The sequence below is a fragment of the Bacteroides timonensis genome, assembly GCF_000513195.1.
Taxonomy (GTDB): Bacteria; Bacteroidota; Bacteroidia; order Bacteroidales; family Bacteroidaceae; genus Bacteroides; species Bacteroides timonensis.
Genome location: NZ_CBVI010000001.1, coordinates 127364 through 144308 on the forward strand (window position 1 = coordinate 127364; position 16945 = coordinate 144308).

Annotated in this window: 6 protein-coding genes; 5 read left to right on the top strand and 1 reads right to left on the bottom strand. The window is 45.3% G+C overall.

Going from position 1 to position 16945, the window contains the following annotated elements; genetic code table 11:
- Nucleotide 1: 1 nt before the first annotated feature.
- Nucleotides 2-3163, bottom strand: a complete 3162-nt coding sequence (locus BN161_RS00405; protein ID WP_044262079.1) for a SusC/RagA family TonB-linked outer membrane protein — start codon at nucleotides 3161-3163, stop codon at nucleotides 2-4.
- 706 nt (nucleotides 3164-3869) lie between these two features.
- Here BN161_RS00405 and BN161_RS00410 point away from each other — a divergent pair.
- From BN161_RS00410 to BN161_RS00435, 5 genes are all read left to right on the top strand, one after another.
- Entirely contained in the window at nucleotides 3870-7118 is a 3249-nt protein-coding gene (locus BN161_RS00410; protein WP_044262080.1) for a SusC/RagA family TonB-linked outer membrane protein, read from the top strand.
- Nucleotides 7119-7137: 19 nt separating this feature from the next.
- Nucleotides 7138-8829 carry a RagB/SusD family nutrient uptake outer membrane protein gene (locus tag BN161_RS00415; protein ID WP_044262081.1) on the top strand — a complete coding sequence of 564 codons (1692 nt, stop codon included), beginning with the start codon at nucleotides 7138-7140 and terminating at the stop codon, nucleotides 8827-8829.
- 320 nt (nucleotides 8830-9149) lie between these two features.
- The gene (locus BN161_RS00425; RefSeq protein ID WP_044262085.1) at nucleotides 9150-10481 is read left to right on the top strand and encodes a PD40 domain-containing protein; all 1332 of its coding nucleotides are present in this window, start codon (nucleotides 9150-9152) and stop codon (nucleotides 10479-10481) included.
- Between the two features lie 17 nt (nucleotides 10482-10498).
- The gene (locus BN161_RS00430) at nucleotides 10499-13504 is read left to right on the top strand and encodes a glycoside hydrolase family 2 protein (protein WP_044262089.1); all 3006 of its coding nucleotides are present in this window, start codon (nucleotides 10499-10501) and stop codon (nucleotides 13502-13504) included.
- Nucleotides 13505-13536: 32 nt separating this feature from the next.
- Complete coding sequence (locus BN161_RS00435) at nucleotides 13537-16878, top strand: exo-rhamnogalacturonan lyase family protein (RefSeq protein WP_044262380.1); 3342 nt, start codon at nucleotides 13537-13539, stop codon at nucleotides 16876-16878.
- Nucleotides 16879-16945: the final 67 nt, after the last annotated feature.

A 16945-nucleotide genomic window follows, 5' to 3' on the forward strand; every position in this document is an offset into this window, starting at 1 on the left:
ATTAGAATGAAACATTTAAACCAAATACCCAGCTTCTGTTGGTAATGCTGGAACGGTAATCACCGTCCATAAAATCACATTTTCTGTAAATCATAAATGGATCCATTGCTTGGACATAGATTTTCAAAGCTGTGAATGGTGTAGATTTCAACATTTGTGGTGTGAAATTGTAACCTAAACTGATATTTTTCATCTTGATGAAAGACCCATCTTGATAATTCATAGCTGAATAATGAGCCGGTTGACCTCCATTATTATAGTTAGGACGAGGATATTCATTACTTGGATTCTCAGGAGTCCAATAATTTATTTTTCTCGATTGGTACAAGCCTTGTACATCAGCCGCACCACCATTCATAATGAATCCCCAGCGTGAATAAATAAAACATGATAATTCAAAGCCTTTATAGTTGAAGGTATTTGTCATGCCAGCAGTCCATTTCGGGGTATATTGCCCTACTATGACACGGTCTTCATCGGCTGTAATCCTATCATCTCCACTCACATCTCTTACTCTTACATCACCAGCTTTGTATGTGTAAACACTATTGTTTGCATTGTAAGTTGCCATCAGTTCAGCATCATTAGTCTGCCAAATACCTATTTTTTCATAATCATAAGCTACACTGATGGGTTGGCCGATAAACCAAGTGTTGTTCGGGTCATCTTGCTTTCCGTTACTCAATTCCTTAATTTCATCTTTGCTGGCAGAGAAAGTCAGACTGGTATTCCAATTAAAGTTTTTACTTTCAATGTTACGTGAGTTCAACGTGATATCAATCCCTTTGTTTGCTGTCTTTCCTACATTGGCAAACGTGCTGGTATATCCTGTGATAGACAGGATATTGCGTTTTAGCAACAAATCTTTGGTAGTTGAAGTGTAGACATCGATACTACCGCTCAAGCGGCTGTTCAATACTGCGAAATCAATACCTAAGTTCCATTGGGTAGTTTTTTCCCATCCCAGCTCAGTATTTGCCATTTCAGGAGGGCTTTTCAAAGAATAGTCTGAAGCATAGTAACCTGAACCATAATTACTTCCAAAAGGATAGTACACATGTGCAATCTCACCTGTCGTTCCATAAGCTTTTACAGCAGCATTACCTGTAGTACCAACGCCTAAACGGAACTTAAACTGATTTACCCAATCAATGTTCTGCATAAACTCTTCTTGGTCAATACGCCATGCGATAGCAGCAGACGGAAAGAAATCCCATTTATTACCAGCGGCAAGTTGCGAAGCGCCATCCCACCGACCGGAAAGAGTCAATAAATAACGGTCATTAAAACCATAATTCAAACGTACCATATAAGACTCCATGCTTGTTCTACTATAGTTAGAACTTTTGGCATCCAAGTCATTTAATCCGAATGCATACCATAATTGTTCATCATATTCCTGTCCCTGTGCTGTCATGCTATACCCTTCATATCTTGAACTGGAAGCAGAGTGCAGCAAAGTAGCGCCAATATTATGTTTTCCAAAAGTACGGTCATAATACATAAGAGCGTCCAATGTATAAGACAGATTTTGGGATTTGGTAGCTTTTGCATACGGTTTATCATTGGCATTACCTGTACCTTGCAAAATGGAAGTGGATAAACGATAAATGCCTTGACGGTATTCCTTGAAATCGGGACCAAAGTTCAAGCGAAAACGCAAACCCTCTAAAGGTTTCCACATTTTACCGAAACTCAATTCACCATAAAAGCTACCTAATACGCGAAGTGTTTGGCGTTCATCCGTTACGTTTTTCCATTCTTCTACTGGATTTACCACATTAGTGTAACCGCCGGGCAAGTAAATCCAATTACCATCTGCGTCGTAAGGTTGTGCATAGGGATACATGCTATTGGCAGCGGCATAAATACCATTGGCGGCACGAGAGCCGGAACCGGCATAACCATAATTCTGAGTTGCCCATGAGCCATTGATGCTACCGCCATATTTAAACCAATCTGTAGCTTGAATATCAGTACCAATCTTACCTGTAAATCTTTCATAATCCTGTCCCTTGTTAGTGCCATCCTGTTTCAGATAACCAAAAGAAAAGAAACTTTGCGCTTTTTCTGTACCAGAACTAGCTTGTAAAGTGTGTTCATGAGTAACACCTGTCTTTGACACCATTCCAGTCCAGTCTGTATTAGGAACTAAACTGCCATTCCATGTACCATTAGCCCAACCTTTTTCAATATTACTCCAAGCTGTAGGGTCACCGGTAGCATTGAATATGATTTTATCTTGTTCAATGTTTGGAACCAAGCCATTAGCGTTTTCATTGTATTGCCCAGCTGTTCTGTAAGCTTCACGACGAAAAGTAATATATTCATCCGAATTCATTTGTTCGGCATGATTATGAATATTACTCAGGGTCAATGTTCCGGTATAAGACAAGGTTGTTCTGCCTGATGACCCTTTTTTAGTTGTAATCAAAACAACGCCGTTTGCACCACGAGAACCATAAATAGCAGTTGCTGAAGCATCCTTCAAGATGTCAATCTTCTCAATATCTTGTGGATTGATAGCTTCGATACCGCCAGAAGACAAAGGAATTCCATCTACTACATAAAGAGGAGAGTTACCACTATAATTACCATTATCATCTTTAATCATAGATCTCATACCACGAATTTGCATAGAAGCAACAGAACCGGGACGGTCGGAAGAAGTGACATCGACACCCGCTGCCTTACCTTGCATGCCTTCAATGGCATTCTTAACAGGCATAGAAGTTAATTCCTTAGAGCCTACACTTGCCATGGCACCCGTCACGTCGCTCTTCTTCTGAACACCGTAACCCACTACTACTACTTCGTCCAGCATCTCCGTGTCTTCTGCGAGAGTCACCTTGATGGTGGACTTGCCAGCCACAGGGATGTCCTGCATCTTGTAGCCAACGAAACTGATTTGGATAGTCCCTTTTTCCGGGACATTGAGAAGAGTGAAATTACCGTCGATGTCGGTAATAACGCCGGTTGTAGTGCCTTTCACCAATACACTGGCACCAATAACCGGCTCGCCCGTACCGTCTACAACAGTACCCTTTACTGTCTTTGTCTGTGCCGCAACGCCAAGGCTGAAGGCAGAGAAAAGAGCGATGAAAAATAACCGATGAAGAATGTTCATACGGTTCAACAGACTTTGTTCTTTGCTGTTTTTCATACTTTAATTATTAAGTTAAACAAAAGTTAGTTTTCTATTCTCTCAGGAAAATTAAGGTCTCCCACCTGTGAAAAAGTGTTGCAAATATATACGCAAAGCCTTGAAAAGGGAATGTAAGATTGTGTCAAAACATGGAAAATTCTGTCTTCCTAACTGAAAAATTGTATTAACGACTGCGAATAAAATCAAAACGATTAGTCCTCGTAGCATTTTGATTATTCCAGGCATTTTATTATCGGAATTTTCGCTCTAATATTATAGCGAGTATTATAGCGAGAAACATATGCAAATAATAGAGACCAAGGCCGGAGTTGGGCAATACCTGCTCCGTACCAACTCCGTAGTAAATTCGGTTGGAAGTACCTCTATGTGGAGATGGTACGGAGCAAGTAGGGCTTTGATCCCTCTCTGATACGGCTCCGACAGGGTTTATAGGTTCCTCGCTGCAATAGTAGAGTAACAATTCCGATGATAAAATGCCCGAAATAATCAAAATGCTACGAGGACTAATCATTTTGATTTTATTCACAGTCTTTGATGCTATTTTGGTTTAAAAAGATCAAAATCGACATGTTTAAAAGCAATTCTACATTACGTTTCTGATACTTTGCACATATATTTGCAACACTTTTTCACAGATTGGAGACTTTAATTCTCCTGAAAAAAATAGAAAAACCAACAATTTGTTTAACTTAATAATTAAAGTATGAAAAACAGCAAGAATTTAAGTCTGTTAAGTCGTTTGGACAAACTCCAACGGCTATTCCTCATTGCTTTGTTCTCGGTATTGGCTATGGGAGCCGCTGCGCAAGGCAAAACCGTTTCGGGTACTGTGGTTGATCAAACCGGAGAACCGATTATCGGTGCCAATGTTGTTGTCAAGGGTACCGCCAATGGGGTCATCACTGACCAGGACGGTAAGTTTACCCTCGCAAATGTACCGCAAGACGCAACTCTCAAAGTGTCGTTCGTAGGTTACAAAGAGCAATCGGTGAAAGTCGCGGACAGATCGGTCATCAAAATCGTTCTTGAAGATGATATGGAGCTACTCGATGAAGTGGTGGTTATCGGATATGGTTCGGTGAAGAAAGGCTCATTGACGAACGCGGTTTCTAAAATGGACTCCAAAAGCATAGAAGACCGCCCGATGGCACGCGTAGAGAATGCCTTGCAAGGACAACTCGCAGGCGTTGAAGTACAGACAGTCACCGGACAACCCGGCGAAGCGTTGAAGATACGCGTTCGCGGTGCAGCGTCTATCAATGCAAGTGCCGACCCGCTTTATGTGGTTGACGGTGTACCTGTAAGCGATCTTCTTGGTGTAAACCCGAATGACATTGCCTCTATCGAGGTGCTTAAAGATGCCGCTTCGGCTGCTATCTACGGTTCGCGCGGCAACAACGGCGTTGTGCTGGTAACTACAAAAAACGGTAAAAAGGGTGCACGCAAGATTAGCGTAAACTTCAATTACGGTATTCAGTCTTTGGAAAAAGAACTTGCAGTAATGGATCCTGTAGAGTGGATGGAATTCCGCATCAAACGCAGTGACATGAATTATATGGCTCAGGCCTCTAAACATCCGGACAAAACATTCAGCATCACCGACGATAACGCGACACGTAAGGCAAATGTAGGTGCAGGCGCCTCTTTCAACGCTACATGGGATATGGATCCCCGTTGGTTTCAATATGTCAGCAGTGCCACTCAAGCCGCTCACCCGCAGTATAGCAGTTCAGACCCGCTCTTTTTGATGAACTTGCAAGATGAGTTCTTCAAAGAAGCTCCGGTGATAGATGCAAACGTCAGCATTTCTGGCGGAACGGAAAATACTACCTATATGATTTCGGGCGGTTACTTCGACCAAGACGGTTTGGCCTACAATACAGGCTACCGCCGTGCCTCCGTACGTGCCAAGCTCGACACTTCTCTAAGCAAATATGTTCAGGTGGGATTAAATCTTGCTCCTACATATACTCACTCTTGGGGTGGCAATGCCAATGGAAAGGATGCCCAGACCCACAAGCTCGTGTCGCAACCGCCTGTCGGAGAAGTTGAAGCGGGTTATCGCTACAATGCCCAAGGCAACGGCAAGTATCAGTGGGCGGGAAGCGCGTCAAGTCCGTGGGCTGTCATGGATAATATCAATAAACGCGACATGATGCGTTTGCAGGGTGACGCATACTTGCGTATACTCCCTATGGAAGGTTTGAAAGTTGAGTTCACTGGTTCGGTCAATTATTACAACCGCGATGCTCAAGGCTATAACTTCACCGCGAACGGTGCCAACTGGGCAAATGCGGAAGGAAATAACTCAAGCTCGTCGCACGCGACAGATGTACGTTGGAATACTTTGTTGCAAGCTGTCGTCAACTACGACAAGACATTCGGTGAACACAATGTAGGAGCCATGATTGGCACATCTCAAGAACAATCGAGCATCGGCTACAGTACGAATCAGACCTACAAGTCACCGTTCCCTAACGACAATATCAATTATACGTTCAACAATGCCACATCTTGGCCCATCAACGCATCTACCGTTGTGCAACAGACTCCGAGACATCTCGCTTCATTCTTTGGGCGTTTGTCATACGACTATGCAGGTCGTTATATGTTTTCGGGCAGCCTTCGCCGGGACGGTTCTTCGGTATTCGGCGCAAACAATAAATGGGGATGGTTTCCCGCTGTTTCCGCAGGTTGGAATATCGCTAACGAAGAGTTCTGGAAAAAGCTTGGTCTTGACTGGTGGAATGCATTCAAAGTGCGTGCAAGCTATGGTGTGACAGGTAATAATAACATAGGTGTCGGAGTGGCTTACACTTCATTGAGTACCGCTTCTTACGGCGATTATGCCGGTTATGCGGCTAACGCTTTGGGTAATAAAGATTTAAAATGGGAAAAAGCATATAGTACAGACCTTGCCCTGGATTTGGGATTTATGAATAACCGCATCCAACTCTCTGTCGACTATTATACCAAAACGACAAAAGACCTTCTTTACAGTGTACCTATTCTTGGTGCATCAGGCTTTACTTCTGTAATGAAGAACATCGGTCAGGTAGACAATTCCGGTTTGGAAATCGAACTTAATACCCAAAACATAACGGGTGAATTTGAGTGGAGCACCTCTTTTAACTTCTCTTATAATAGAAACAAAGTAATCTCACTGGGTGGTGACAGTGCCATAGATCGCGGTTTTGGTACAGGTTCAAACGTCACCAATACCTTGCGTGTTGGTGAAGCCATCAATTCATTCTTCCTTTGGGATGCAATTGGAGTTTGGAAAACAGAACAAGAAATCGTGGATTATGCCGAATCCATCGGGAAAACGCGCAACGATATTAAAATTGAGGGTACTAAGGTGGTTCCGGGCGATATTCGTCTGGATGATACCAACAGAGATGGTAACATAGACAATTCCGACCGTAAAATATTAGGCAGTCCGACTCCATCAATGGTTTACGGTATGACTAACCGTTTCTCATACAAAGGATTCGACTTGTCAGTGCTGATTACAGCCCAGACAGGAGGCAAGATTATGTCGATATTAGGTCGTGCTATCGATGCCCCTGGCGGTGGACAAAACTCTAACCTTATGGATCGTTGGTCAAACTGCTGGTGGAGCGAGACAGAACAAGGCGACGGTGTAACTCCAAATCCATTGAGCGGTAGAACACAGCTTAGCAGCCGTTACCTGTATTCGTCAGATTATCTGCGTATCAAGAATGTTACTTTAGGCTACAACGTCAAGGGGATATCCAAATTGTTCTCAAGCGCACGTTTGTTCATATCGGTTGAAAACCTTGCCTTATGGGATAAATACTATGGCGGTTTTTCGCCCGAAGCTTCTAACAATGGCAGTCTTTCAGGCATGAGCGGCAGCAGTATGGGTCTTGACTATGGCGGTTATCCGATAGCACGCACTATTACATTTGGCTTTAACCTCAATTTCTAATAATCTAACAAAGTAAAATATGAAAAGGATATTGAAAAAATATAGAATAGCGTTGCTCACAGCAATGTTGTTACTAACAGTGTCATCCTGCGAGGACTTTCTGAATGTGCCTCCTGTCGACGCACTCGGTGCCGAAACTTTCTACCAATCGCCGACACAAGCCAATCAAGGTGTTATCGGATTATATTCCAAACTCCATTGGATCTCACGCGACGAGTTTCTTTGGTTGTCAGAAACACGCTCTGACAATATGTGGTACAATGTCGAATCAAACGCTGTACGTCCGGACATACAGTTGAATGTGTTCACAGCTCCTGTAACTGCCGCCGAATTTAATACGGTATGGAACGAGTGGTATGCGGTTATTTACAATGCGAATGTCATTCTCGAAAAAGTTTCGGGAGCTACGTTCGATGAAGCGTTTAAGAAACAAGTGCTTGGAGAGGCGCATTTCTTGCGCGGATGGGCATACTTTGAGTTGGCGAGACTATATGGCAATGTGCCTGTTATCGACAAGACAATGTCACCTGACGAGGTTGCAAGTGTTCCGCAGTCGACTGCTAAGGAAGTTTACAACAATATCGTTATTCCCGACCTCAGCTTTGCGCGTGATAATCTGCCATACGATGCAGATATGAAAGACTCGGAAGGCAAATCCCTCAAAGGACAGGGACGTGCCGACAAACTTGCCGCCCAAGCGATGCTTGCCCGTGTATATATGACCATGTCGGGCTATCCTGTGAATGACGCAAGTGCAAAGGCATTGGCAAAGAGCGAACTCAAAGCCGTGCTCGACTATGCAGGCTATCCTAATTTCAACAAGTATTGGGCACCTGATATGAACGAATGGACAAGGCAGTTTATCGATGATGAGACTTACAACAAGTATACTATCTTCGCATTCCAGCACCGTACTAACGCTACAGGTTGTGGCGTGCCATTCGAGATGAGTCAGCTATTCCCATCTACCTATATATCACTTCGCACTACATCTACCGCTGAAGCATTCGTTGAAATATCATTGGCGGCGGAGTTCGACCGCGACAATCAAGCCGACAAGCGCGGATGGGGAGCATCCATTGAATCGCGTAATTGGCCCGCAGGCACAGGCAGCAACTGGCCTGACCCGAAGATGCCTGAATATGCCGATGCAAGTAACGCAGATGTAACGTTCGATTTTGATTTAAGGCCTGAGAAGGTTGAGCGTACGGCATACTTCTACAAGTTCCTGCCTTCTATACCCAAACGTACAGCCTTAGGTTTCAGCGAAACTGATATTCAGAAAGTAATGACAGGCAGCGACCTTTATCGCAATTATCCAATCAACTATCCTGTTATCAGAATGGAAGATATTGCTCTTATGTATGCTGAAATACTCGCAAGTGAGGGTAACAATGACGAAGCGCTGGCTATCGTTAACAAGATACGCCAACGCGCAGGTGCCGCCGTTGTCAGTGCCGCCGATGGTGCGGTTATCGACTTGATTAAGCGTGAACGTCGTTTGGAATTTGTTGGCGAGGGTATCCGCTGGTTCGACCTTGTACGTTGGGGAGATTGGAAATCTACCATCCAGAAGATGTTTGAACGTCGCAGGGAAACTGATAAGATGGGTAGCGGCGGTACTATTAAAGAGGGTTGGTATCTATGTCCTATTCCGGACGAACAAATGCACATCAAACCAGGATTATACAACCAAAATCCCGACTATTAATCAGATTTGATAGTTGTAAAAGTTCTTATGCAGGCAGCTCTCTCACAAGGGAGCTGCCTTTGTAACGTCATAGCGTGCTGCAATTCACTCAGGGACTGAATGCCTTTCAATCCCTGAGTCATTGTACCCCTCTCAAAAGATGTGCCGAAAGGGGTAGAAAAAGGATGGCAAATATGAAGTAAGGATGGTAAGAAATTGCGGAGAACAAATATATTCTTCCGTATATCTGTACAAATAACCATATAAATGGATATTTGTCTATTCCCTGTTACATTCATGACGCATACATTTGTGACATCAATTTTTTTAAATGACATACTATGAGAAAGCTTTGTTTAACCATTTTTGTATTAGCCGGCTTCAGCAAAGCGCTGTTTGCCCAGTTTGGTAATTGTACCGCATCCGAAATGCAGACTTATACAGACCGTGAAACCGGAAACACCATTACCATACTTACCGACACTTTAAAAAACGACCGTTTCCTCTATCAGACAGACCCGATGTGGACATCTGACGGAAAATATCTATTATTCCGGTCATCCAGTCGCGCAAACGATAAAAAGATAGAGCGTACACTCCCAAACGGAGAGAAACGCAGTTGGACTCCCACACAAATTTATTTTATAGAAATGGCAACAGGCCAAATCATTCAGGCTACGGAAGGTCCGGATTTGGGCAGTGCATTCCTGGCCAATAAGAGCAACCGTATGTTCATCAGCCGAAAAGAAAAAGAAGACTGGAATCTGTATGTCATGAACCTGGATAAGTTCTTCGCAGACATCAAAAAAGGAAAGGTAGGAAAACCTGCCGCTTATGAAACTCTTTTAGGTACTTTTCCCACAAACATGGGACATCCCGGAGGATATGCCATAGATTGCAACGATGACTATGCATATATCACCGTGGAACGTGAAGGAACAGAAGAAGAAAAAGAACGCATGGCGAAAAATGCATTCTTGCCGGAAAGTAACCAGCCGGTAAAAATAAAACCATCTCTTTGTGGCATCCGAAAAATGAACCTTGCTACCGGCGAAGTAACCAAAGTTATCGATACTGAATTTAAAACAGGACACATACAAGCCAGCCGTTTTATTCCAGGAGAAATCGTTTTCTGTAATGAAACCGGTGGTGATGCACACCAGCGGATGTGGTTCTGTACAGCAGACGGATCGGTCTTCAAGCCTCTTTATAAAGAGACTCCGTTAGACTGGGTCACTCACGAAACTTTTGCAACCAAAGACTATGTTTATTTCAACATCCTGGGTTTTCAGCCTCGCCTTCGTAAACAAGTTAGTGGCATTGCCCGTATCAATCTTCACACCGATGATGTGGAATTAGTAGGTCAGGTAGAACTGGATAAAGACCGCAAAGCCATAGAAGGACAACTTACCGGACGGGGATTCTGGCATTGCAATGCAAGTCGCGACAATCGTTGGGCAGCGGGTGACACCTTCGGAGGAAATGTCTGGCTCATCAACGTACAGACCGGTCAACGCCATTGGCTGGTTTCGGACACCAAAATGAAACCGGATCATGCACACCCAAGTTTCAGTCCCGACGGCACAAAAGTACTTTTTCAATCCGGGCACTTCACAAACGGCAAGCGTTTGAATCTGATGATGGTCGATATTACTTCGTTTATTTCACACTAATTTGATAACAATAAACCATGAAACATAGAATCCTTTTATTCCTTTTGGCTTTTATATCCATAAGCCAGTATGTAGCAGCATCAGATGCTCGCAATAAATATAACTTCAATTCCGACTGGTTACTTTCCGTTGGTGATACTCCTGAAGCCCAACAAGTACGCTTTCAGGATACGGATTGGAAAAAAGTCACTTTACCCCGCGCTTTTAATGAAGATGAAGCTTTTCGCTTAAGCATCGACCAACTGACGGATACAGTGATGTGGTATCGTAAACACTTCCGTTTACCCGCCGGCAGTAAAGATAAAAAGGTATTTATAGAATTCGAAGGTGTCCGTCAGGGAGCTGATTTCTACATTAACGGTCAATATCTGGGCCTGCACGAGAATGGTGCGATGGCTGTTGGTTTCGATTTGACTCCTTATATAAAATACGGACAGGAAAATGTAATAGCCCTCCGCATTGATAATGACTGGAACTACAAGGAACGCGCTACCGACACGAAATATCAGTGGAGCGACCGTAACTTCAATGCCAATTATGGTGGTATTCCTAAGAATGTATGGCTACATGTTACAGATAAATTATATCAGACTCTGCCTCTATACAGCAATCTGCAAACCACTGGTGTCTATATCTATGCGGAAGACATTCGTGTAAAATCCCGCAAAGCGGTGATTCATGCGGAATCCGAGATAAAGAATGAGCACAAACGTGCCAAACAAGTGGCCTATAAAGTTGAGTTGATAGACCGTGACGGCAAAACAATCAAAGTATTCGACGGTACTCAGGCTTTAGTGAAACCCGGAGAAACAGTAACCTTAAAAGCAGCCGCGGAGGTGGATGGTTTACATTTCTGGAGTTGGGGATATGGCTATCTGTATACCGTAAAAACAAGTTTATGGGCAGACGGTAAAAAGATAGATGAAGTAGCTACCCGGACAGGTTTCCGCAAAACTCGCTTTGGGAAAGGTATGATATGGCTGAATGATCGCGTAATCCAGATGAAGGGGTTTGCCCAACGTACCAGTAATGAATGGCCGGGAGTAGGAATGAGCGTTCCGGCATGGCTGAGTGACTATAGCAATGGATTGATGGTGGAAGATAATGCCAACTTGGTTCGCTGGATGCATATCACTCCATGGAAACAGGACATTGAATCGTGTGACCGAGTGGGGCTGATCCAGGCAATGCAAGCCGGTGATGCAGAAAAAGACCGTGAAGGACGCCAGTGGGGACAACGGACTGAACTGATGCGTGATGCCATCATTTACAACCGTAATAACCCGAGTATCCTGTTTTACGAATGTGGAAATGAGTCTATCAGTCGGGAACACATGATAGAGATGAAAGCGATACGCGATAAATATGACCCTCATGGCGGCCGTGCCATCGGTTCACGTGAAATGCTTGATATCCGCGAAGCCGAATATGGCGGAGAAATGCTTTATATCAATAAGAGTAAACATCACCCGATGTGGGCCATGGAATATTGCCGCGATGAAGGATTGCGCAAGTATTGGGACGAATACTCTTACCCCTATCATAAGAATGGAGAAGGGAACAATTCTTTCAAATCCGCCGCAACCAATAAAATCCAGAAGAAAGTAGACGCACGCGCTTACAATCATAATCAGGATTCATTTACGATAGAAAATATAATTCGCTGGTTCGACTATTGGCGTGAACGCCCGGGAACCGGGGATCGTGTTAGTTCAGGTGGAGTAAAGATCATCTTCTCTGATACCAATACTCATTTCCGCGGGGTAGAGAATTATCGTCGTAGTGGGGTAACTGATGCCATGCGCATTCCCAAAGATCCTTTCTTTGCGCATCAGGTGATGTGGGACGGTTGGGTAGATATAGAAAATCCACGTATCCATATCATCGGCCATTGGAATTATAAAGAAGGTACAGTGAAACCGGTCTATGTAGTTTCCAGTGCAGAGAAAGTGGAATTGTTCCTGAATGGAACATCCTTAGGATATGGTAATAGAGACCACCATTTCTTATATACTTTTGAAAATGTAGCATTTGCAGCCGGTAAATTGGAAGCAGTGGGCTATGATGAAAACGGAACAGAATGCTGCCGTACCCACTTACAGACAGCCGGTGAACCGGAGCAAATAAAGCTGAGCCTGATTCAGAGCCCTAATGGATGGAAAGCAGACGGTGCGGATATGGTATTGCTTCAGGTAGAAGTAATGGATAAAGATGGCAGACGTTGTCCGTTGGCCAATGACCTGATACATTTCGATGTAGAAGGACCCGCCGAATGGCGTGGTGGTATCGCACAGGGAAAAGACAACTTTATTCTTTCAAAAGATCTGCCGGTAGAATGTGGCATCAACCGCGCACTCATCCGCTCTCTGACAACTGCCGGTACAGTTCGCGTGACTGCAAAAGCCAAGGGACTGAAATCTGCTGAGATCAGCTTCTCATCATCGCCAATAGAAGTAAAAGATGGATTAAGCAACTATATCCCCGGCAATGAACTGGAAGGCAGATTAACCCGTGGGGAAACTCCATTAACACCTTCTTATAAGGATACGAAAGTAGATGTTGGCATCTTATCCGCTGCCGCCGGTGCAAATAATGAAAACACTATCAATAGTTTCGATGATAACGAATTGAGCGAGTGGAAAAATGACGGAAGGGCAAATACAGCCTGGATCACCTACCAATTGGAACGTGCCGCACGAGTGGATGAAGTTTGCCTGAAACTGACCGGATGGCGTTTGCGCAGTTATCCGCTGGAAATCTATGCAGGTGATGAACTGATCTGGAGCGGAGAAACTGAAAAAAGTCTGGGATATGTTCATTTGAAAGTAAAACCTGTATTGACCAACGAGATTACCATTCGCTTGAAAGGGGCAAGTAAAGAAGGGGACGCCTTCGGACAAATAGTCGAGGTAGCTGCTCCCGTCGCCAACGAACTGGATTTATATAAAGCTAAGGATGGAGACAAAACCAGGCACGAATTACGCATTGTGGAAATAGAGTTTAAAGAAAACTTATGGCAATAAGATTGAATTATTATATAAAACACTGGGTTATTATGTATATACTCCTGCTTTGCGGGAGTATATACGCTTTTTCTCAATCCTATGAGGAGAAAAACAACCTGATTTCCGGCTTAAATGCCCGCCAGTTTCACAAATTCTGGAAAGTGGAGTCGGAATCGCCCGATTACAAAGTAACATTCCGGGGAGATACAGTTGAGATAGTCTCTCCCAAAGGACTAACTCTCTGGAGAAAGGAAAAGATGAGCGGCAAAGTCACCATTGAATACGATGCCTGCGTAGTCAGTGAAACGGGAAAAGACCGCCTGAGTGATTTAAATTGCTTCTGGATGGCTTCCGACCCGAAACATCCGGACAACTTATGGAAACGCGAGAAATGGCGCAACGGAATATTCCTGAACTGCTACTCCCTGCAGCTTTATTATCTGGGATATGGCGGGAATCACAACTCCACCACACGCTTCCGTCGCTATGATGGCAATGAAGCAGGCATCGCCGATCCTCAGGCCCGCCCTGTGATCTTAAAAGAATATACCGATGCAGAGCATTTACTGAAAGCGAACCACTGGTATCATATTAAAATTACGAACGAGAATAATAGGGTTAGTTATTATATAGACGGAAAGCGTCTGGTGGATTTCAGGGATGCCAAACCACTGACTGAAGGTTGGTTTGGCTTCCGTACCACCCTATCGCGTACCCGCATTACCAATTTCCGCTACGAGTGCTCACTGCAAGAAACCTCCGTTGTGCCTTTGCAATGGATCGGCGGCACTCCCGAAATGGACAAAGCGGTCAGCTTCGGTGTGCCTTTTGAGAAAGGCAAAATCTCTCCTGAAAGCACTTTACAATTAACCACCGTAAATGGTGAAAACATACCGATCGACACTTGGGCGCTGGCCTACTGGCCGGACGGTTCGGTGAAATGGAGCGGAGTAGCAGGCGTTATCCCCGCCGGAACAGAGGGAGCGACACTAGAACTGGCAAAAAAGAAGTCGGTAAAAAAGGCAAGAACAACAAAAACCAACGATCAAGCATCCGTTTCCGTCACCGAGATGCCCCGGAACATTCTGATAGAAACAGGAGTGATTTCGGCTTACATTCCCCGTCAAGGTGAATTCCTAATAGACAGTCTGCTATATAAAGGGGTGAAGGTGGGCGAAAAAACACGCCTGATATGTAGCACACAAAGCACGCCCATTCTTGAAAGCACTTCGCAGGTATCTTTCAGTAACTATGTGAGCGAAGTGAAATCAGCAACGGTAGAGCGTTGCGGCTCTATACGTACGCTGATAAAACTGGAGGGCGTACATAAGAATAAAGACGGACGCGAATGGCTACCCTTTGTGGTACGTCTCTATTTCTATAGTGGAAGTGAACAGATGAAGATGGTGCATAGTTTCCTGTTCGATGGAGACCAGAACCAGGATTTCATTCGTGCCTTAGGCGTCCGCTTCGACGTGCCTATGCGCGAAGCGCTTTACAACCGCCACATAGCCTTCTCGTGCGCTGACGGCGGGGTGTGGAGCGAACCCGTACAGCCGTTAGTGGGGCGCCGCGTACTGACTCTGGGCGACGCAGCGAACAGAAACTCCGGCAAGGATGCGACGGATAAAAACTCCGGCAAGGATAAGAAAGCCTCCCTGCAACAACAACAGATGGGAGGGAAACGCATCCCACCTTATGAAGCTTTTGATGAAAAAAATCGCTCGCTATTGGACAACTGGGCATCGTGGAACACCTACCGCCTGTCTCAGCTCACTGCAGATGCTTTCTCCATCCGTAAACGGGCCAATGACACGAATCCCTGGATAGGCACCTTCTCCGGCACGCGCAGTGAGGGATATACCTTTGCCGGCGACGTCAGCGGTGGACTAGGGCTTTGCCTGCACGACTTCTGGCAGTCTTATCCTTCGGCCATCGAAATCTCCGAGACGAAGACTCCCGTAGCTACCCTTACCGCCTGGCTATGGAGCCCCGATGCCGAGCCCATGGATTTGCGCCACTACGATAATGTAGCGCACGATTTAAACGCTAGTTACGAGGATGTTCAGGAAGGTCTGAGCACACCCTATGGAATTGCACGCACTACTACGCTCACCCTGATCCCGCAGGGAGGATACGCCGGGAAGAAGGCTTTTGCCGACCGTGCCAAGCAACTTTCGGAACCAGGTGTGTTGATGCCTACTCCCGAATACCTGCACGCACAGCAAGCCTTTGGCATCTGGAGCCTTCCGGATCGCAGTACTCCATTCCGCAGCCGGGTGGAAGATCGTCTGGATGCCTATATTAACTTTTACAAAAAGGCCATCGAACAGAACAAATGGTATGGTTTCTGGAACTACGGTGATGTCATGCATGCGTATGACCCTGTTCGCCACACCTGGCGATACGATATCGGAGGCTTTGCTTGGGACAATACAGAACTGGCCTCCAATATGTGGCTTTGGTATAATTTCCTGCGCACAGGGCGTGCGGACATTTGGCACATGGCAGAGGCTATGACCCGCCATACAGCCGAGGTAGATGTCTACCACATAGGGGAGAATGCCGGATTAGGTAGTCGTCACAACGTCAGCCATTGGGGATGTGGCGCCAAAGAAGCACGCATCAGTCAGGCCGCTTGGAATCGCTTCTACTATTATCTCACTACGGACGAACGCTGTGGGGACCTCATGACCGAGGTGAAAGACGCCGAACAGAAACTCTATACCCTGGACCCTATGCGTCTGGCACAACCGCGTAGCGAATATCCCTGCACTGCCCCCGCCCGCCTGCGCATTGGTCCCGACTGGCTGGCATACGCTGGAAACTGGATGACGGAATGGGAACGCACTCGCAATGTGGCTTACCGCGATAAAATCATTACCGGCATGAAGAGTATCACCGCCCTGCCCAATCGGATTTTCACAGGGCCCAAAGCGCTTGGCTTTGATCCTGCAACCGGTATCATCAGTAGTGAATGCGACCCCAAACTGGAAAGTACTAACCACTTAATGAGTATCATGGGTGGCTTCGAGGTGATGAACGAAATGCTCCGGATGATTGAGCTACCCGAATGGAAAGATGCCTGGTTAGATTATACGATACGTTATAAACAGAAGGCATGGGAGCTAAACCGTAGCCGTTTTCGCATTTCACGTTTGATGGGCTATGCCGCTTATCATACACGCAACCCGGAAATGGCAAAGGAGGCTTGGGCGGATTTGTTCACAAGACTGGAGCACACGCCGGCACCGCCTTTCCGTATCACAACCCTACTTCCACCCGAGGTGCCTGCCCCGCTGGACGAATGTACCAGTATCAGCACAAACGATGCCGCCCTGTGGAGTCTGGATGCCATTTACATGCAGGAAGTGATTCCCATGGACAAGTAATTTGCACGATTTTCCATGCATATTGCATAGTATTCTATGGAAATATTTCGTATTAAGCCGTATTTTT

Excerpts from the sequence above, each read along its gene's own strand:
- BN161_RS00405 (WP_044262079.1), bottom strand. The coding sequence starts at position 3,163 with ATGAAAAACAGCAAAGAACAAAGTCTGTTGAACCGTATGAACATTCTT.
- BN161_RS00410 (WP_044262080.1), top strand. The coding sequence starts at position 3,870 with ATGAAAAACAGCAAGAATTTAAGTCTGTTAAGTCGTTTGGACAAACTC.
- BN161_RS00415 (WP_044262081.1), top strand. The coding sequence starts at position 7,138 with ATGAAAAGGATATTGAAAAAATATAGAATAGCGTTGCTCACAGCAATG.
- BN161_RS00425 (WP_044262085.1), top strand. The coding sequence starts at position 9,150 with ATGAGAAAGCTTTGTTTAACCATTTTTGTATTAGCCGGCTTCAGCAAA.
- BN161_RS00430 (WP_044262089.1), top strand. The coding sequence starts at position 10,499 with ATGAAACATAGAATCCTTTTATTCCTTTTGGCTTTTATATCCATAAGC.
- BN161_RS00435 (WP_044262380.1), top strand. The coding sequence starts at position 13,537 with ATGTATATACTCCTGCTTTGCGGGAGTATATACGCTTTTTCTCAATCC.